A 20,023-nucleotide genomic window follows, 5' to 3' on the forward strand; every position below is an offset into this window, starting at 1 on the left:
TTATAATCAGCGAAGAATTCAAAAAGGCTTGGATTTTAAGACACCAAATCAAATGGCAGAAGACTTTTATCGGTTAGCTGCCTAGAATCTCCCAAGTGAAAGTCTCCTGCTAATTCAGCACACATCAAAACAACAATATATCAGTTCAATTAATAGCCAAAACTTACATATACGTCAGAATATGTCGTTATCCATAAGATGGATTACACTTCCCCCATTTAACATAATAGAGGTTATACGAAATGCTTTTTAAAATATCCTTGTTTTTCATGTAGTTAAAATTTTTTCACCCCCCTGAAAAACAACAAAAAACCGACTTGGAAACAAGTCGGTTTCTTTTTGAGCAATTTTGATACTTCTTGCCAATAAAATTGATTAATATTTAATCAATTTGTCATTTTTCTCTGTGTTATCAAGACAGCGCTGGCTTAAATTATCCCCAATTTCTGAGGACAAGTTTAAGGATAAATAGTGGTTATTTTTGTATATCCCGATGCACATCGATTAGAGTAGTTTTATAGTTAAACAAATGAATATGGATTTTGTTTTAAATTATTAGATAATGGTCCCTATAAGAACCAAAGAATTTTATATCATGTTTAAAACATTACTATTTTCCATCTTATCTTTCTTTATTTTAACTGGTTGTACTCAAGCCAAGAATGTTGATTCTAGAGTATATGAATGTGTATCAGGCAGTACAGAACATACTAAGCGTTGTGAATTAAAAAATTATAAAAACAAATATTTAAATGAAGAAGTAAAATACTATTTTCAACAAGTTGGAAAAGGTAAGTTTGAAAAAGAGGTGCGAGAATATGCGAAGAACTATGTTCAGGCATCTGAAGAATATTGTGCTATGCATACAAGTTTCGCATTTGTAGATATTCCTCAAGACAAAAATAAAATTTATGAAGAAACAGCTTCTTGTTTACAAGATCAATATGTGCAATTAGGTAAAAACTTACATTCTATGACAGATAGGGCGACTCAGACCATTATTCAGAGAATTACTAAATCACCCTAGATAGTGAAGATTATTGCAGCATCGCAAATCGGTTTTTGTAGGTCATTTGAAGACCTGCTATGGCAGCTTGCCCTGCATCTCCAATTCGTCCATCAATATCTCCTGAGTCACGGACTTTGAAATATTTCATACGGGCATCATTTTTAGCATGCTCATAAGCCTTTCCTGCTTGATCCATTCCTATATCTTCAATGGTTCCTCTAGCATCAGGCTTTTTCCAATCTCCACCAAAAACGGCTTCGAAAATATATTGGAGTACTGAAAGTCCACCTTCATCCGCATTTATGAGTTTCCAATACATCTCAGTAGCTAGTTTTCGATGTTCTAGAGTTACAGGATTAACTTTTTGTTTAAAGCATCTGTAGAACAAAAGATTGGCCTCATGTCCTGTCAAAAGAATATCATCTTCTGTAAGTTGAGGGGGCTTAGATGGTACTTTACTAAAGTTATTACTTAATTCTGGTTGTGATATTGGAATATAACTAGGACTAGATGAGGTTGAATTACTAGAACTTCCTCCATTTGCACTTCCTGTACCATTACTACGAACAGCTAAATTCTGTTGTGGTAGAAAGGTTGCTCCACAAGAGGTGAAATCGCCTGCCATAATTATTGTTTTAGAACCAACCGTTAAGAAGCCCTTGCCTGATGATATAGCGGACACAGTAGTTCGACATTTAGGACAAAAGTGCTTCATTCCTTCTAGATGTACAGCTTTACCTTCTACCAAAAATGTAGGATCAGCTTCAGAAACAATACCACCATGGCTAGTCTTACAACCTATTGTTATTAGTGCTTTCATTTATTGTTCTTAAGTTTTCGAGTAAAAGTATAATTATAACCTCTTATGTAACCCTTATGAAAAGGTTACCAATGACATATAACTTCGTATAAGAGATTTTATGTTAAATACTTGTCGAGTTTGTGGATATACGGATGCAATTTCTTTCCCTTGGGGGAAAGATGGTAAAACACCATCTTTTGAAATTTGTGAATGTTGTAATGTTGAATTTGGTTATGAAGATTGCCAGTTAAGTTCAATTCGTAGGTACAGACAAAAGTGGTTACTATCAGAAAAGTTTAATTCTGATAGTAACCATTATAAAAATCAGCTCAAAAATATCGATCAAAAGTATCAATAATTTTGTTTATAACAATGCAATTTCGCATAATCGCCATTATGTTAAATGGAACCTTCTTTAGTTGAATATTCATACTTTCAATGGAGCAAAACTTGCAGAATCTTGTCTAATTTGTAATCCTTGCAGCCAAGGGTGTCTAGCTGAGCTAAGGCAGGTATTTGTTGTAGTCGGGCCGCTATAATATTGATAAAGAGCGCCTGTATGTTTAATTTCAAGATTTTTAATAAAGTCTCTACGGAAGTGTTGACGATAAAAAATGACCTTCAGCTTAATTCTGAAATTCAACTTATAACAAAATATAAGACCTCTACTTCTGAAGATTATAAAAAAGCAATTATTTTGATCTTTAAAGAACGTAGTTATTCAGCTTTAGAGATTGGTCAACTATTGGAAAATTAAAGTAAAAGATTTATTCTGATCAGATAGGCACCCTTATTTAAAGGTGCCTATTCATTTTAGAAATTCTTAAATTTCAATCTGACTACCTAGCTCTATCACCCGGTTAGAAGGGATTTTATAAAAATCACTGACAGGGCTGGTATTTTTTTGCATTGCGACAAATAACTTTTCACGCCATGTAGACATTTTGCTGGACAGACTTGGAATTAATCTTTCTCTAGAAACAAAGAAGCTGATATTCATTAAGTCATACTCAAGATCCAGTACTGAAAAAGCTTGTTTCAATGAATGAGGCACATTAGGCTCTTCTTTAAATCCATAATGGATCGTTATTCTGAAAAAACCATTCTCTAGTACTTCAGTAACGATTCGCTTAGCTTCATCAACATACGGGATTTCAGAAGTCTTGATTGTCACCAAAAAATTACGTTCATGCAGAACTTTATTATGCTTTAAATTATGTAAAAGCGCATGGGGTACGACTTGAGGCGTTCCAGTTAAAAATACGGCATTTCCACTCACTTTCTGACCTGTCTGTTCAATGTGCTCAAGAAACACATTCAGTGGAAGCGTGTCCTTCTGCAGTTTGTCCTGAAGAATCTCTCTGCCTTTTTTCCAGGTCATCATGAGGGTAAAAACAATAACCGCAATAACGACTGGTACCCAGCCTCCAATCAGTACTTTTAATAGGTTTGAACTCAGCAAAACCAGATCAATAAAGGCGAATGGAATAATGAACAGTAAGACTTTCCATGTTTTCCATTTCCAGTAACTATAAGCCAGAAAAGCTACTAACAGTGTGTCACAGAACATGGTCACAGTGACGGCCAGACCATAAGCACCTGCCAACTTGCTGCTACTTTCAAATATTAAGATCAAGATGGTGATAGAGATAAACAGGAGCCAGTTCAGTAATGGAATATAAATTTGTCCAATTTCCGAAGCGGAGGTATGTAAAACTGTAAGCCTAGGTAGATATCCCAACTGTATTGCCTGTTTAGCCATAGAGAATACCCCACTGATTAAAGCCTGTGAGGCAATCACTGCAGCTGCAGTAGCCAGAATAATCATAGGATATAGAAGGGCTGAAGGCAGAAGCAGGTAAAAAGGATTGGTGATAGCCGAAGGATCTCTTAACAGTAATGCTCCTTGTCCAGCATAATTCAGCATCAGACATGGCAGTACAATTAAAAACCAGCCTAACTTGATCGGTAAAATACCAAAATGTCCCATATCCGCATATAAGGCTTCACCACCTGTTACTGTTAAAACCACAGCTCCCATCACAAAAAATGAAATAAGAGGATTGTTAATAACGAATAAAAAAGCCCAGTGTGGGCTGAATAATGCAAGAACAAATGGACTTTGAATAATACTCATAATGCCAATGGCACCAATAGATAGGAACCATAACAGGGTAATAGGACCAAAAAACTTCCCCATCATTGCAGTCCCATGTTTTTGAACGGCAAAGAGAGCTATAAGAATTCCAATACTGATTGGAATAATGAAGCGATCAAATGACGGGGCAGCAACAGAAAGTCCCTCAACTGCAGATAAAACAGAAATAGCAGGGGTGATGATACCGTCACCGAAGAATAAGGATGCTCCAATGAAACCTAAGATAATGATTGCCAGTCTTTTTCCACGGGACAATCCTTTTTGCCTAAGGTTTAAGGCGAGTAATGCCATGATACCCCCTTCACCATTGTTATCAGCTCTCATGATCACCAAAACATATTTAAGCGAAACAATTAAGGTAATGGTCCAAAAGATTAAAGAGAGAATTCCCAGGATATTAAGTTCATTAATAGGTAGCCCGCGTGTCGCATGAAAGCTTTCTTTTAATGCATATAATGGACTCGTTCCTATATCGCCGAATACTACTCCTAGTGCAGCCAGTGTTAATGCTGGTACTGCCGGCTTACTCACATTACTTTGCATATATTTGATTTACAAAATTGGGGAGCCTCGAATTTTATCATCTGGCTTCTCATGAAATTGCCTTGTACATAAAAACCCATACTTTCTTAGAGTGTTATAGTTTTTCTAGCTAAGCCTGCACTATATAGGTGCTATTTCACTTACAAGTAATCCAAAAATATATGATTCTTTAATAGATAATTTTAAGTTTTTTCTAAAATTAACATAATACGCGTTATACGAAAGGCCCTATTTACGGGCCTTTTAATCATCTGATTAACCTAAAATCTCTTATACGAAATTCAAATCCGTCCCAACTACGGTCGAATCTCTTTCAACTCACGTTGAATAAAATGCTGAATCATATCGCGGTATAAACGTTCCACAATATCTGCATTTACACCGTGCTCTGTGGCTTGTAGACGAATTTTACTTATTACCGCTTCGACACGCTCTGGTGATTGAACATCCTGTACTGAACGCTTAAAATGCACCGCTTGATCGACATAAAACTGACGTGCAGCAATGAGCTCAATAATCCCCTGATCAATCACATCAATCTGTGCGCGGGCTTGCTCTAATGACTCAACTTTTTCTTTCTTCATCTTCTCTGGCTTCACTTTCAGCGGTGTTTTCACTTTTATACTTCTCTTCTAACACATTACTGAAAATACTTTCAATCATCCATACGCGGTATAAGCTATTAAATACATAGCTTTGACCTGCAATACGTAATTCTAAAACAGGAAAATCAGGCTGTGACTTCATCTCACAGTGCATATCATTTTCTTTTAATTTTTCAGCAATATCCTCAGTGCTCAGTTCAGAAATCTCTAACTCATACTGTAAAGCCTGAAAATGTGCTTTGAAGGATAAATCACGCCCTTTGGTCCATACGGCTTCCAAAATGCGATACATCACATCAATACGCTGCTCTTCAGGTGCACTGTAGTAAAGCTGTGACATAGCTAATGTCGCAGCTTCTGTAGGCCGGCAAAATGGTGTGAACTTAACTTCGGTCCGTTTAGACAGACGTGTTGCCAAACTCCAGTCAAACAAATCACGACCGTGATACGACAATGGATACACATTCAGCTGAATATTATAATAGTCCGCCAATTCCTCACGAATATAAGCCAACAGTAACCATGAAATCGGATCTTCCATCGCGATATAAAGATCAAGCTCAGGATCGAGTCCCTGAATTTCATTCAGCTCTTCTGCATCACTGATCAGGTGCTCACGCCATTCAATATGATTGATCATAAAGATCGGGTTATCTGTCAGGAGTTTTTGTTGTTTTAAACGGCGCGTTAAACGCAGTAAATCATCTACAGCATGGTACTTACGTTCGCCAAATTCAAAATACCCCGTCAAAATTGGTAAGTCAGAAAAGATCCGTTCTGGAAAATCTTGCGCTTTATGATGACGGCTGGCCATCGCGTACAGTGTTCTCAGCTTGCCATACTGCTTTTGCCACAACATGTGGAACACATCTTCAAGTAAATAAAGAAAATCTTGGCCGCGTAATGGGGTATTTTTTAGAATAATTTCGGCTTGTTCTAAAGCTTCAGCGGTCGGTTGTTCAGGTGTTTCATGAAAACTAAAACGATGCTGCCGCGCTAAAATTTGGGCATCATTCAGACAATATTGTTGCCATTCTATCGATGACATTTGATTAGGAGGTTCAGCACTCTGACGACAAATAATCACTTTCAGTGGTTTAATTTCATCACTGAGAATTTCTTCTAATTGAGGCAGTTGCTGAGCAGCCAAATAGCTATAGACATCATCCAGTCGAAGATAAACACTCAGACCTTGTTCCGTGGGTAACACCGCTTGTCGGGTCGGTTTCTGATAAAACCAACTCGATCGGATTGGATCGAACCAACGGCGTAACAGTGACATGCGTTTTTTGCCTCAAAATGATGAATTGTGCCGAACCTGCCAGCACATGCTTAAAATTCAACTTCTATTATGAAGCTGTTTTAAATGAGATATAAGCCTTGTGCAAAACTTATATCAAGTCAGGGCTGAATGTTCAATGTTTAACAATGGATTAGACGTCTAGATTTAGGTCAGTCACCGCACCTTTTTCCGCACCAGAGGTCAACTTGGCAAATTTAGCCAAAGCGCCGTGGGTATAGTTGGGTTTCGGTTTGACCCAGGCTGCACGACGTGCAGAAATTTCATCCTCTGCCACATGCCAAGTCATTTCACGCGTTTCAGCGTTAATTGATATTTTATCGCCGTTTTTGACCAAGCCAATTGGGCCGCCTTCATAGGCTTCTGGTGTCACATGACCAATCACAAAACCATGGCTGCCGCCCGAGAAACGCCCATCAGTCAACAGTGCGACGGATTTGCCTAGACCTTTACCAATAATCGCTGAAGTCGGTTTTAACATTTCCGGCATACCCGGCCCGCCTTTGGGTCCAACACCGCGGATCACCACTACTTCACCTTCTTGTACTTCGCCATCTAAAATACCGCGCATGGCACCCTGCTCACCCTCAAATACCCGCGCAGGCCCCTCAAAATACAGCCCTTCTTTACCGGTAATTTTAGCCACTGCACCCGTCGGCGACAAATTTCCTTTGAGTACCACCAAATGTGAATCCTTTTTGATTGGCGCATCAAACGGCAAAATAATTTGCTGTCCTTCAGGATAATCCTCTACATCGGCTAAGTTTTCCGCCAAAGTTTTGCCCGTGACCGTCAGGCAAGAGCCATCGAGCATACCTGCATCCAGCATGCGCTTCATTAGTGGTTGAATACCGCCAATGGCGATCAGTTCCGACATTAAATATTTACCCGATGGACGCACATCGGCCACCACTGGTATGTCTTTGCCAATACGCACAAAATCATCCAAAGACAGTTCCACGCCTGCGGTATGCGCCATGGCAATCAAATGCAGTACGCCATTGGTTGAACCGCCTAAAGCAATCAGCACTTTAATCGAGTTTTCAAAAGCGGCTTTGGTCATAATGTCGCGCGGCCTAATATCGAGACGCAGCAGGTTCATCACGGCTTCACCTGCGCGTTGGCAATCTTCAATTTTATCTGCTGAAACTGCTTCCTGCGCCGATGAACCTGGCAAGCTCATGCCTAAGGCTTCAATCGCTGAAGCCATCGAATTGGCCGTATACATACCGCCGCACGAACCCGGCCCCGGCAGCGCGACTTCTTCAATCTGCTTGACCTGAATTTCATTAATTTCGCCTTTGGCGTGCTGACCAACTGCTTCAAATACCGAAATCATGTCGGTATGCCCTGCTCCGGGTTTGATGGTGCCACCATAAATAAACAGGCCCGGACGGTTTAATCGCGCCAAACCTATGATACAGCCTGGCATATTCTTGTCGCAGCCGCCTATGGCAATTACGCCATCATAGGCCTGACAGCCCACCACAGCTTCAATAGAGTCGGCAATGATTTCCCGCGACAGCAGTGAATACTTCATACCTTCAGTACCATTGGAAATGCCGTCAGAAATCGTAATGGTATTGAAAATAATGCCTTTCCCGCCTGCAGCATTGACCCCGTTCTCAGCTTCACGCGCCAAGCCATCAATATGCATATTACACGGCGTGACATTGGCCCAAGTCGAGGCGATGCCTATAAATGGGCGCTTAAAGTCAGCATCTTGGAAGCCTGTGGCACGCATCATGGAACGTGCAGGCGCATTCTCTATGCCTTCATAAACAGGAGCAGAATGTTCGCGGATATTATTTTTACTCATTGTTGTTCCTTGGCGATGGCTGATTTTGGCTTCAGCTTTGGCGGGTTCTTTTAAATTTATTGTATAGAAAGCGCTCGGTATGTAAAAGAAATTACATCTCAACAAAAGAGATTTTTAGCGCATGCAATACCATTCAATCACATGACAAAGCGACATGGATGTCGCTGTTTTCCTGTATGGCAGGGATGCAATATCAGGAGAACAAAAGATTTTTGTTACTTTTGATCTTTCAAAAGTAAGGGATTGCCTACACAAAGCCATATAAATTATAGCTACTATTCGAGGCTGTCTTTTTAGAATTTTAATGACATCCACTAATTATTAAATTTTATTTAGTTGCTTCAAGAAACATTATTTTCAATCAGATTAAGAAATCTATAACTTAGAATTATTGTCCCATTATTTCATTTAAAAGCTGATTACAGCGGAGTCTTACCTCTATAAAAGCTAATTTTTCGGAGCTCGTATGTTACTTTTGTTTCGGCAAAAGCAACCAAAACCATTTGTCATCCGCAAAACTCGGCAACTGTTTGCAACTAAAAAAATGATCGCAGAAACATTCACTTTTAAATTACCGTTTGCCTCAGACAGTTGCGGATGACGTTTCCTCTTATCCATTACAAGTTATGTAGATGGAAATTTAAAAAGCACCCCATTAGGAGTGCTTTTCTATTTAGAAATCTAAAGCTTAGATTTCACGTACTGCGCCTTTCGCCGCACTCGTAGTATGCATTGCATAGGCTTTCAATGCTTTCGAAATTTTGCGTGGACGCTCTTCAACTGGATGCCAACCTTTGGCTTCTTGCGCTGCACGGCGAGCGGCCATGGTTGCTTCATCAACAGCAAGGTTGATGGTACGGTTTGGAATATCAATTTCGATTAAATCGCCATCTTCCACCAAACCAATTGCACCGCCTTCTGCTGCTTCAGGTGAAACGTGACCAATTGACAGGCCTGATGAACCGCCAGAGAAACGACCGTCAGTCAATAACGCACATTCTTTGCCTAGACCTTTCGATTTCAGGTAGCTGGTTGGGTACAACATTTCTTGCATACCCGGACCACCACGTGGGCCTTCATAGCGAATCACAACCACATCACCGGCTTTGATTTCATTACCCAAGATCGCCTCTACTGCTGAATCTTGGCTTTCAAACACACGTGCAGTACCGTTGAATTTCAAGATTGAATCATCTACACCCGCAGTTTTTACGATACAACCATCGAGTGCAATGTTGCCGTAAAGCACAGCTAAGCCACCATCTTTCGAGAACGCATGTTCAGCATTACGGATCACGCCATTTTCACGGTCGCCATCTAAACGTTGGTAATATCGATCTTGTGAGAATGCAGTTTGCGTTGGTACACCGCCTGGTGCTGAACGGAAGAATTGGTAAACGTCTTCATTTTCAGTACGGATAATGTCCCATTTATCTAAAGCATCTTTTAAGCTTGCTTCGTGAACAGTACCCACAGATGTGTCCAATAAGCCTGCACGGTCTAATTCACCGAGAATGGACATGATACCGCCAGCACGGTGTACATCTTCCATATGTACGTCGTTTTTCGCAGGTGCAACTTTACAGAGTACAGGCACTTTACGAGATAAACGGTCAATGTCGTCCATCGTGAAATCAACGCCAGCTTCATTGGCTGCAGCCAACAAGTGTAGAACGGTATTGGTTGAACCACCCATCGCGATGTCTAAAGTCATTGCATTTTCATACGAGGCTTTGGTCACCATTTCACGTGGCAATACGCTGTAATCATCTTGTTCATAATGACGTTTAGCCAATTCAACAATTAAAGAGCCTGCGCGTTCGAATAATTTTTTACGGTTTGCATGTGTTGCCAGTGTAGAACCGTTGCCCGGTAAAGACAGACCCAATGCTTCTGTTAAGCAGTTCATTGAGTTTGCGGTGAACATACCTGAGCATGAACCGCAAGTTGGGCATGCAGAACGTTCGTATTCAGCAACTTCTTCATCGGTATAGTTGTCATCTGCAGCCACAATCATGGCATCAATCAAGTCGATGGCTTTGTCGTTACCACGGATTTTAACTTTACCCGCTTCCATTGGACCACCAGAGACAAATACCACTGGAATGTTCAAACGCATTGCCGCCATCAACATCCCTGGAGTAATTTTGTCACAGTTGGAAATACATACCATGGCATCGGCACAGTGCGCGCTTACCATGTATTCCACAGAGTCTGCAATTAAGTCTCGTGAAGGTAATGAATACAGCATCCCGTCATGGCCCATCGCAATACCGTCATCGACTGCGATAGTATTGAACTCTTTGGCTACACCGCCTGCTTGCTCAATTTGACGCGCCACGAGTTGACCAAGGTCTTTAAGATGAACGTGACCCGGTACAAATTGAGTAAATGAGTTCACGACGGCAATAATTGGTTTACCGAAGTCTTCATCTTTCATACCAGTTGCGCGCCATAAGCCGCGCGCACCCGCCATATTTCTTCCGTGTGTCGATGTTTTTGAACGATAGTCAGGCATTTTATATTTCCAACAAAGTTTGAGCTTGAAATGAATCCTACAGATTCACTCTGGCTAAATCATACTGACAATGATGTAAAATCAGTCGAATTTTAAACCTATCATACACCAAGCCATTGTTTTTAAAGATGGCTTTTTAAGCTGAGATTTGGGCAGATGGGTCTATAAATAAAACCGAGTGATTTGACGACAAAAATCTTTTAACTGAAATCTACTATACCGCCATCAATAGCTGCACAATACAAAACTTTCATGAATAATTTTTAAATTTTATATAAATATAATTTATTTTAAAATTGCAAATTTGCGATTTTGGGTTATGAAATCATTGAGCTTGGACAGCTTCAAAGTTGCAAAAATCAATTTCTAATGTTCTAAATTACGCATTAATCATTTGCTATAATCCACATATTCAACACAGATTCGGTTCATTCATTTTGAAAATCATCTTTGCCGGTACGCCAGAATTTGCCGCAACAGCACTAGCTGCTTTGCTCAACACACAACATGAAATTGTTGCGGTATACACTCAACCTGACCGCAAAGCTGGACGTGGACAAAAACTCACAGCTTCTGCCGTAAAGCAATTGGCTTTAGAGCACCATATTCCTGTTTACCAACCCCTTCATTTCAAATCATCGACTGAAGAAGGTTTAGCCGCACAGGCGGAATTAAAGGCCTTAAATGCCGATGTTATGGTGGTTGCAGCCTATGGTTTGATCTTGCCGCAAGTCGTGCTAGATACCCCGAAATATGGTTGCCTGAATATTCATGGTTCATTGCTGCCACGTTGGCGCGGTGCAGCACCGATTCAACGTGCCATCGCAACAGGTGATATTGAAACAGGTGTCACCATTATGAAAATGGCAGCCGGACTCGATACAGGCGACATGATGTATAAAACCATCTGCCCGATTGAAGCAACGGATACCTCTGCAACTTTGCATGACAAACTTGCAGAGCAAGGTGCAACTGCAATTGCTGCCGTTTTAGACACTGAACAAACATTGCAGCAATATTTAGACAGCCGTGAAGTCCAAGACGAAGCATTAACAGTTTATGCACATAAGCTTTCAAAAGCCGAAGCAAAAATTGATTGGTCCATCGATGCCGTACAAATCGATCGTAATATTCGCGCCTTTAATCCATGGCCGGTAGCATTTATTCAGTTAGATGAACAAAACAATTTACGCGTTTGGCATTCTGAACTTTCTGCTGCATCTGCACCGAATGCTCAAGCAGGTGAAATCATCGCCATCGACAAAAAAGGCATACACGTTGCCTGTGCCAATGGCAGCGTGATTATTTTGACCTCTTTACAATGGCCGGGTGCTAAACCACTCAACCCTGTACAAATTTTACAAACCCAAAAATTGACTATTGGACAAATTTTATAATGAAGCAATCTCCCAACGCCTCGACCCGAGACCTTAATTTACGTGCTCAGGTAGTGAAGACGTTATTGGCTGTCCAAAATGGTCAATCGCTGCAATCTGTCCTCGCGCAGCAAATGAATATTGTGTCTGATAAAGACCGTGCGTTATTCCATGAATTGGTGCTCGGTTGTTTACGTCAATGGTATGCATTGAAACAATTGACTTTACCATTACTGTCTAAACCGGTAGATAACCAAGTGGTTGAAACCTGTTTATACCTCGGTTTATACCAATTGTTATGTACCCGTGTCGCAGCTCATGCTGCAATTTCTGAAACGGTGGAAGCTGCAAAACAATTGGGTATGGGAAGTCTAAGTGGCTTAATCAACGCAATTTTGCGCCGTGCAACACGTGAAACAGAACAGTTCTACGACGTACTTGAACAAGCCACCAATTTACCAAGTTGGTTAACCAAACGTCTGAAAAAAGACTGGGGCGAACAATTTGATGAACTTAGTTATGAGCTTAAGCAAATTGCACCACTGACTTTACGTGTTAATACACGCCAAGTCAGCCGTGATGAATACCTTGATATTTTGGAAGATGAAGGCATCGATGCACATCGCTGTGAACTCTCTAATGTCGGTATTGTGATGGACGAAAGCCTACATATTCCAAGTTTACCGGGCTTTGAAGCAGGTGGTTTTTCGGTACAAGATGAACATGCTCAACTGTGTGCAACACTATTACCAAATCTCGATGGTAAATTTGTGATTGATGCTTGTGCTGCGCCGGGTGGTAAAACCGCACATATTTTAGAGACTTTCCAACCGAAGAAACTCATTGCACTGGATCAAGATGAAAAGCGTCTAAAACGTGTGGTTGAAAACCTTGATCGTTTGGATCTCGATGGTAAACATGTTGAAATTCAGACTGCCGATGCCATCACCTATACTGCTCCTGAACTTGCTGATTGTATCGTGCTCGATGCCCCATGTACTGCTGTCGGTGTAATGCGTCGTCATCCTGATATACGTTTACTACGTCAATCGGGCGACATTGCAAAAACTGTAGTGTTACAAAAACAAATTTTGGAAAACATGTGGAAGCAGCTTAAAGTCGGCGGCACGCTGCTTTATATCACATGCTCGATTTTAAAAGCTGAAAATGAACAGCAAATGGTTGAGTTCTTTGCCAATCATGCCGATGCCCAAGAAATTAAAATTGAAGCGGATTGGGGTGTTGAACAAATCCATGGTCGTCAATTGTTCCCGAAAGTGGGTTATGGCGATGGTTTCTTCTACTGCCGCATTCAAAAAACAGCTTAATCTGCAATAGAATTTACTTTTTAGCACCACATAAAAAAGGAACCCGAGGGTTCCTTTTTTTATCAACGATGAAGCTTAATCTTCTTCATCTGGATGTTTTGCTAAATGGATCGACGCTAAGATCAAACCGCCCCAAAGCAAAACAATTGAAATGATCATCATGATTAATGCAGATGTATTCATGTTATTTCTCCTCAGGGTTTTTGTCTTTCATGCAACTAAATACAATGGCACCAAGCACAAAGATCGCAATGACTAAACCGGCTACAGGCAATAACACGTCAACTGGATAACCACCATAGCCTTTAGATGCAACGTCTTTAATGGTTAATCCTAAAGCTACTAATAATGAAAGCGGAGTAACAACCGTTAATAAGAAGTTCCAACCAAAGCCCAATTTGATACTTGAATATTGATTCACATGATTACGTAATTGCGCAAGCAATGGACGACGGAACCAAGACACCAAGATAATCGAGAACAAACCACCCGCTACGATACCAATGTTATTGGCGAAGTAGTCAATGATGTCAACGAAAGTAATCGCACTGTGGGTTGAGAAAATTAAGGTCGATACAATGGCAGAACCACCCGCAACAATCGTTACAGCTTTTTTACGTGACCAGCCGAATTTATCTTGGAACGACGCAATTGGCACTTCCAAAATACTCACCATTGAGGTGATCCCTGCTACAGCCAGTGACGAGAAGAACAAGAAACCAAATAAATCGCCGCCAGCACCTAAGCTAGAAATGATTTTCGGGAAAGCAATAAACGCAAGACCAATACCGCCTGAAACCACTTCATTTACAGGTACGCCCGCACTATGTGCCATAAAGCCCAATGCCGCAAAAATACCAATACCCGCTAAAATTTCAAATGATGAGTTGGCTAATGCAACGACTACACCTGAACCGGTCAAGTTGGTTTTTGCTTTTAAGTAAGACGCATAGGTCAACATAATCCCGAAACCAATCGATAACGAGAAGAAGATATGACCAAAGGCTGCTAACCATACTTTATAGTCAGTCATCGCATCCCAGTTTGGCGTAAAGAATGCATTTAAACCTTCTGTAGCACCCGGTAAACGCACTGCTTGAATCACCAAAATCGAGAACAAAATCACCAACAATGGAATAAAGATTTTATTCGAAAGCTCTACACCCTTCTTCACACCACCATATAAAATGAACATGGTAATCGCCCAAACAATCACCAATCCAAAGAATAAGGTCGGTACAAAACCAAAGGCAATTCCATCGGCATTTTGCAAGTAGGTATTAAAGAAGAAGCCTTGCGTATCTTCACCCCATTTTTGACCGATTGAGTAGAAAATATAACTGCCGGCCCATGACAATACGCTGGCATAGTAGATCCCGATGATGAGTGTCACCATCACTTGCCACCAGCCTAATGCCTCACTGTTCATAAGTTTTTTATATGCAGTAGGCGGTGCTTTTCGGAATTTATGCCCCACTGCATAATCTAAGAACAATAAAGGCAAACCCGCTGCAAAAATTGCAATTAAATAGGGAATTAAAAATGCACCGCCACCATTTTCATACGCCACGTAAGGGAAACGCCAAATGTTTCCCAAACCTACAGCGGAACCAATAGCGGCAATGATAAATCCTGATCGTGCCGACCAGTTTTCACGATTATCTGACATAGAACACCTAAACCTCAGGCATCTTTAACTGCTGCTTGTTATGGTTATATCGCGAGCAAAAAAAGAACCATAAAAATAAAATTCTGGGTGTTTGATCTGGTGAGATACCTTGTGAGCGTCTATACCAAATTGCAAACAGAAAAATCACATGCGCATTTTGGTTAAAAACACCACAAATAACTTTCCCTTTGTATGAATTAACAATACTCACTTTTTTTAAGTTTTTCTGTAATTTCTACGGCAAATATTCCATTTTTATAATGTGTTTAGGCTTAAATGTTCATTTAATCAGCTTATTTTTCATACAATTTAAGTTATCAATAATATAACTTTTAGGAATGTTTTATTTCCTATTAAATTTTTAAAGTTATTTCACTCGATAATGTCCGGTAATTTGATAGGCATGTAAAATATCTTCTTCCTGTGTGCCCTCTCCTATATTATGGATGATCAGCGGAACACCGCTACCTTTCACTTTACGATCTGAAACCACACCGATATGCACTAAACCACGCCCTAAGTCCCAAGTGACAATATCTCCGGCCAAATACTGCTTATCTTTGACAACAAAGCCCTGACGTTGCATCCAGGTTTGAATATTGGGAACACGCCGATGATCAATATTTTTATCAGTACTTTTTAAGCCCCATTTTTGTGGATACTGCTTAAAATTGGCTTTCATATCTTCATGAATGGCTTTTTGTAAATCAATCCCTTGCTGTCGTAATGCACGAATTATCACATCGGTACAAACACCCTTGATTAAGGGAACATCTCCCATCGGATAACGCAGTGCAGTATATGCAGGATCATAATATAAGGTTTTCCCAATTTGACTGCGTGCATCGGTCACCATTTGAGTGGCGTTAAAGGCAAAGACAGCCATATTCACGGTCATCAAACTGACCAATAATAAAATTCGTTTCATTTTTTCTTATGCACTTTAGTTTTTGAAATGATTAAAAAATGGGCTTCGAACAGATCCATACTGAACCAAGCCCATGTTTAAACGGCTACAGTTTTATCGCCAATACGCGTTCTTCTTGCATATCTCGAATGGCAGACTGAATTCCTTCACGGCCTAAGCCAGAATCTTTTACGCCACCATATGGCATGTTATCAACACGGAAAGATGGAATGTCATTAATAATCACTCCACCGACCTCTAAGTGATTCCACGCATACAACATTTTATTCAAATTTTGCGTATAGATGCCCGCCTGTAAACCAAAACGGCTGCTATTAATTTTGGCGATACCTTTTTCAAAGTTTTTGTATTTCTCTAAAATCGCTACAGGGCCAAAGATTTCATCTTTATACACTTCTAGCGATTCATCGACATTTTCCAATAAAATTGGATCAAGCAAAGCCCCCTGATGTTCACCACGAACCAATGCTTTGGCACCTTTTTTTACTGCTTTATCGACCCATTTATGTACGCGTGTTGCTTCAGCTTCCTTAATCATTGGACCGACCATGGTACTTTCCAAATGAGGATCAGCGGCTTTAAGCTGCTTCATTCTCGCCACGAGTTTTTTCTTCACATCGGCATAGATATCAGCATGCACCAAGATGCGTTGTACGCTGATACACACCTGCCCTGCATGGTTATACGCCCCACCGACTAAGCGTTCAATAAATGCCGCTGAAATTTCAGTATCAGGCTCAACCAATACCGCAGCATTACCGCCAAGTTCTAAAGTCACTTTTTTACGTCCCGCACGCGCTTTCATATCCCAACCAACCACATCTGAACCGGTAAAGCTGAGCAGTTTAAATCGGTCATCTGTGACCAAGACATCTGCATGTTCACGTGGACAAGGTAAAACTGAAAAAGCACCTTTAGGTAAATCCGTTTCTGCCAAAACTTCCGCAATTTTTAAAGCTGAAATAGGCGTCAAACTTGCAGGCTTCAAAACAAATGGACAGCCTGCGGCAATGGCAGGTGCAATTTTATGCGCAGTCAGATTGATCGGAAAATTAAACGGGCTGATCAACGATACAGGACCAATTGGCACATGTTTGACCATGCCTTGATAGCCAGATGCCGCTGCGGTAACTGCCAATGGGATCATGCGACCATCATCCATCTGTGTGACAGCATCGGCAGCAATTTGAAAGGTATTAATTAAACGTTCAACTTCAGCAGCTGCGGCTTTATGCGGTTTTCCACCTTCCGCAATTAAAATTTCAGTCAATTCTGCACGCATTTCATTAAAACGTTTAACACAGTGCAGTAAGATTTTTTGTTTTTGAAAAGGTTCTAATGCCGCCATTGCAGCGCTAGATTTAACCGCTGAATCAATGGCTTTTTCAATGGTTGCAGCATCTGCGAGTGCAACGCGTGCATATACGTCTTGGGTATATTTTTGATCCACTTCTAACCACTGATCGGTAGTCGCTGCTTTACCTGCAACATAGAGCGGATAGTCTTTTATATCTTGTACGGCTTTGGACATGACGATATTTCCATGATCTTGAGACATTATTGATAAATGTGAATAAATCTATGCCCTCTATCATGCGCTGACTGAGCACAGAGTTCACTATATTTAAGTAACAAAATGAACCACAAGCCTCAAACTCAGCTACCTAATTGCCCTGAATACCATCACTATTTTCAGATCTATGCTTGCACTGAAAACACGATGATCGAGTCTCTATATAACAATGACATTAAATTAGAAAGCTGTATAAAATATTAAATCTCATTATTTATCAATTTTTTAATAAATCATTCAGCCCAAATTCAATGATAAGAATTATGAGTACAACATAAAAAAAGCCCATCAAATGACGGGCTTTTTAAATCTACGATTTAGCTATACGAACGTTGTGTTTTCACTGAAGCTTTATTCAAATTTTCTAAAGCAGCAACTTCTTCATCCGTTTGTGCTTTGCGAATAAAGAACACTGCAATCGCTGCGATGACTACTGGAATTCCCACGGCCATAAAGTTAATTTGATGTGGCAATTCTTGTGATAATAAATAGCCGATCAGAATCGGACCAACAATCGCACCTGTACGCCCCACAGCAGATGCCCAACCAATTCCTGTCGAACGAACAGACAGCGGATAATACTGTGCAACATAGCTATAGAGTAAGATTTGAGAACCAATTGCTGATGCACCTGCGACTGCAACCAAAAGGTAGATCACAGGCTGTGGAGAATTAAAGCCGAGTAAAGATAATGCCACAGCACCTGCCAGACATAATGTAATGATCACCGGTTTTAAATGGAACTTATCCGCTAAGATACCTCCCCCAATCGTACCAATTACCGCACCAATATTCATCGCCAATAGGAACGTCAAACTGCTACCTAATGAATAACCTGCGGCCATCATTAGTTTTGGTAACCAACTACCTAATGCATACAGAGTTAATAGGCACATAAAAAAGCATAGCCAAAACAACATCGTACTTATGCCACGACCTTGCTTATACAACGCTCTAACAGACGCTCCACCCGGAACAGCAACTTCAGTCAGTTCAAGTTGAGTATTTGCAGTCACCGTTTGCTCTGGTGCAATGGTTTGAATCATCCTACGAGCTTCATCGTGACGATTCACCTTCACCAAAAATGTGAGCGATTCGGGTAAAAATTTCCAAGCAAACGGCAACAGTAACAGTGGAATACCCGCAATGAAGAACATGATTTGCCAGCCATAATCCGCAGTAAACCATGAACCAAATAGAGCGGCCATGATGCCACCCATTGCATAACCACTGAACATAGTGGTCACTAAAGTACTACGTAGATGCTTAGGTGCATATTCAGACGTCAATGCTACAAGGTTCGGTAATACTCCACCAATGCCAAGTCCAGCAATAAAACGTAAAGCACCAAATTCAGTAGGATTAGATGCAAAACCGCCTAGAAATGTGAATGTACTGAATAAAAATACACAGATCATGATGACTTTCTTACGGCCAATCTTATCAGCCAAAGTACCAAACATCATGGCACCAAACATCATCCCTGCAAGTGCTGTACTCGCTAGCATACCTGCTTGAACAGCTGTTAATCCCCAATCTTTCATCAATAAAGGCAGCGCAACGCCATTGATCGCTAAGTCATAACCATCAAATAAAATAAGAATTAGACACCACATCATGATGCTGAAATGCGATTTTGTGAACTTAGCGTTATCGACAACGCTATTCACATTCATTGTGCTTGTAGACATTGAACCTCACCTCCAATTGTGAGTTTTATTTTTCGCTACAATGCCGTTTTTCAATGTAAATTGTCCAAAATTACAAAGGTATAGATCCATACCTTTTAGATATATCCATGTTGTTTGGGAATAAAATGTCATAAAAACTCGAATATTTTTGAAATATTTATACATAAAAAAGTCGATGGACTGCGGGTCTAGTTTTAATAATGATTAATTATCAATGTGTTATTAGAAGCTAAATCACAATCAGACGATAGATTATTTGATATGAAAATTGTCAGAATAAAACTTAAATTTTATAGAAAAAAATCGCAGTTCTACGATCTAAGTCGTAGATTTCTAAATCATAAGTCATCAGCCATCACTTAAGTCGATAATTAGGCATTTAAACTGTTGTTTTAGCTGACTTACATTCAGGTTTTCCGACATTTTTAGGCTGAGAATTCCCTCAATTGATGATTTTTAAATGCGTTTATTGTCTAATAATCATCCATGTTTAAATAATTCAAGCCACAATCTATCAATATTTTTATCATCTCCCTGTTTTGTGCTTCTGCTTTTCTTCTTATTTTTCGCTTTTCTTCCGGCATAAAAAAACACCCCCTGGACTAGTCAGGGGGTGTTTCGAATAATGAGCTGGCGATGACTTACTCTCACATGGGTAACCCCACACTACCATCAGCGCTAAGAGGTTTCACTTCTGAGTTCGG

At 40.3% G+C, this 20,023-nt stretch carries 16 protein-coding genes; 5 read left to right on the forward strand and 11 right to left on the reverse strand.

The window, feature by feature from the left end; translation table 11 throughout:
- The first annotated feature begins 595 nt into the window (after positions 1–595).
- Positions 596–1,027 carry a hypothetical protein gene (locus FTV27_RS16130; RefSeq protein WP_180025061.1) on the forward strand — a complete coding sequence of 144 codons (432 nt, stop codon included), beginning with the start codon at positions 596–598 and terminating at the stop codon, positions 1,025–1,027.
- 10 nt (positions 1,028–1,037) lie between these two features.
- Here FTV27_RS16130 and FTV27_RS16135 read toward each other — a convergent pair whose 3' ends face one another.
- Positions 1,038–1,829 carry a PAAR domain-containing protein gene (locus FTV27_RS16135; protein ID WP_180025060.1) on the reverse strand — a complete coding sequence of 264 codons (792 nt, stop codon included), beginning with the start codon at positions 1,827–1,829 and terminating at the stop codon, positions 1,038–1,040.
- Positions 1,830–1,929: 100 nt separating this feature from the next.
- Here FTV27_RS16135 and FTV27_RS16140 point away from each other — a divergent pair, with 100 nt between their 5' ends.
- Positions 1,930–2,169 carry a hypothetical protein gene (locus FTV27_RS16140; protein WP_218949585.1) on the forward strand — a complete coding sequence of 80 codons (240 nt, stop codon included), beginning with the start codon at positions 1,930–1,932 and terminating at the stop codon, positions 2,167–2,169.
- A 201-nt stretch (positions 2,170–2,370) separates the two neighbouring features.
- Positions 2,371–2,568 (forward strand): hypothetical protein, encoded by a 198-nt coding sequence (locus FTV27_RS16145; protein ID WP_180025059.1) that lies wholly within the window; start codon positions 2,371–2,373, stop codon positions 2,566–2,568.
- Between the two features lie 66 nt (positions 2,569–2,634).
- Here the strand turns inward: FTV27_RS16145 and FTV27_RS16150 are convergent, their stop codons facing one another.
- From FTV27_RS16150 to ilvD (FTV27_RS16170), 5 genes are all read right to left on the reverse strand, one after another.
- Positions 2,635–4,512 carry a potassium transporter Kup gene (locus FTV27_RS16150; RefSeq protein WP_180025058.1) on the reverse strand — a complete coding sequence of 626 codons (1,878 nt, stop codon included), beginning with the start codon at positions 4,510–4,512 and terminating at the stop codon, positions 2,635–2,637.
- A gap of 296 nt (positions 4,513–4,808) precedes the next feature.
- The gene (locus FTV27_RS16155; RefSeq protein WP_180079287.1) at positions 4,809–5,096 is read right to left on the reverse strand and encodes a chorismate mutase; all 288 of its coding nucleotides are present in this window, start codon (positions 5,094–5,096) and stop codon (positions 4,809–4,811) included.
- Complete coding sequence (locus FTV27_RS16160; protein ID WP_180079288.1) at positions 5,077–6,399, reverse strand: hypothetical protein; 1,323 nt, start codon at positions 6,397–6,399, stop codon at positions 5,077–5,079. Before FTV27_RS16160 ends, FTV27_RS16155 begins: the two co-directional genes overlap by 20 nt.
- A gap of 151 nt (positions 6,400–6,550) precedes the next feature.
- Positions 6,551–8,236 (reverse strand): dihydroxy-acid dehydratase, encoded by a 1,686-nt coding sequence (gene ilvD / locus FTV27_RS16165; protein ID WP_180079289.1) that lies wholly within the window; start codon positions 8,234–8,236, stop codon positions 6,551–6,553.
- A gap of 688 nt (positions 8,237–8,924) precedes the next feature.
- The gene (ilvD, locus tag FTV27_RS16170) at positions 8,925–10,754 is read right to left on the reverse strand and encodes a dihydroxy-acid dehydratase (RefSeq protein ID WP_111885144.1); all 1,830 of its coding nucleotides are present in this window, start codon (positions 10,752–10,754) and stop codon (positions 8,925–8,927) included.
- A 437-nt stretch (positions 10,755–11,191) separates the two neighbouring features.
- Between ilvD (FTV27_RS16170) and fmt the strand changes: the two genes are divergently transcribed.
- The gene (gene fmt / locus FTV27_RS16175; RefSeq protein ID WP_180079290.1) at positions 11,192–12,151 is read left to right on the forward strand and encodes a methionyl-tRNA formyltransferase; all 960 of its coding nucleotides are present in this window, start codon (positions 11,192–11,194) and stop codon (positions 12,149–12,151) included.
- Positions 12,151–13,458: a 16S rRNA (cytosine(967)-C(5))-methyltransferase RsmB gene (gene rsmB / locus FTV27_RS16180; protein WP_180079291.1), complete on the forward strand. Its 1,308-nt coding sequence runs from the start codon at positions 12,151–12,153 to the stop codon at positions 13,456–13,458. Before fmt ends, rsmB begins: the two co-directional genes overlap by 1 nt.
- Positions 13,459–13,533: 75 nt before the next feature.
- Here rsmB and FTV27_RS16185 read toward each other — a convergent pair whose 3' ends face one another.
- From FTV27_RS16185 to FTV27_RS16205, 5 genes are all read right to left on the reverse strand, one after another.
- Entirely contained in the window at positions 13,534–13,641 is a 108-nt protein-coding gene (locus tag FTV27_RS16185) for a methionine/alanine import family NSS transporter small subunit (RefSeq protein WP_078191653.1), read from the reverse strand.
- A 1-nt stretch (position 13,642) separates the two neighbouring features.
- The gene (locus FTV27_RS16190) at positions 13,643–15,127 is read right to left on the reverse strand and encodes a sodium-dependent transporter (protein WP_180079292.1); all 1,485 of its coding nucleotides are present in this window, start codon (positions 15,125–15,127) and stop codon (positions 13,643–13,645) included.
- 367 nt (positions 15,128–15,494) lie between these two features.
- Positions 15,495–16,025: a DUF1287 domain-containing protein gene (locus FTV27_RS16195; protein WP_373687162.1), complete on the reverse strand. Its 531-nt coding sequence runs from the start codon at positions 16,023–16,025 to the stop codon at positions 15,495–15,497.
- Positions 16,026–16,140: 115 nt separating this feature from the next.
- A complete protein-coding gene (locus tag FTV27_RS16200) occupies positions 16,141–17,586 on the reverse strand; it encodes an aldehyde dehydrogenase family protein (RefSeq protein ID WP_180079294.1) in 1,446 nt (481 codons plus the stop codon).
- A 359-nt stretch (positions 17,587–17,945) separates the two neighbouring features.
- Complete coding sequence (locus tag FTV27_RS16205; protein WP_180079295.1) at positions 17,946–19,319, reverse strand: MFS transporter; 1,374 nt, start codon at positions 19,317–19,319, stop codon at positions 17,946–17,948.
- Positions 19,320–20,023: the final 704 nt, after the last annotated feature.

This window comes from Acinetobacter sp. YH12251 (assembly GCF_013417465.1).
Classification (GTDB): domain Bacteria; phylum Pseudomonadota; class Gammaproteobacteria; order Pseudomonadales; family Moraxellaceae; genus Acinetobacter; species Acinetobacter amyesii.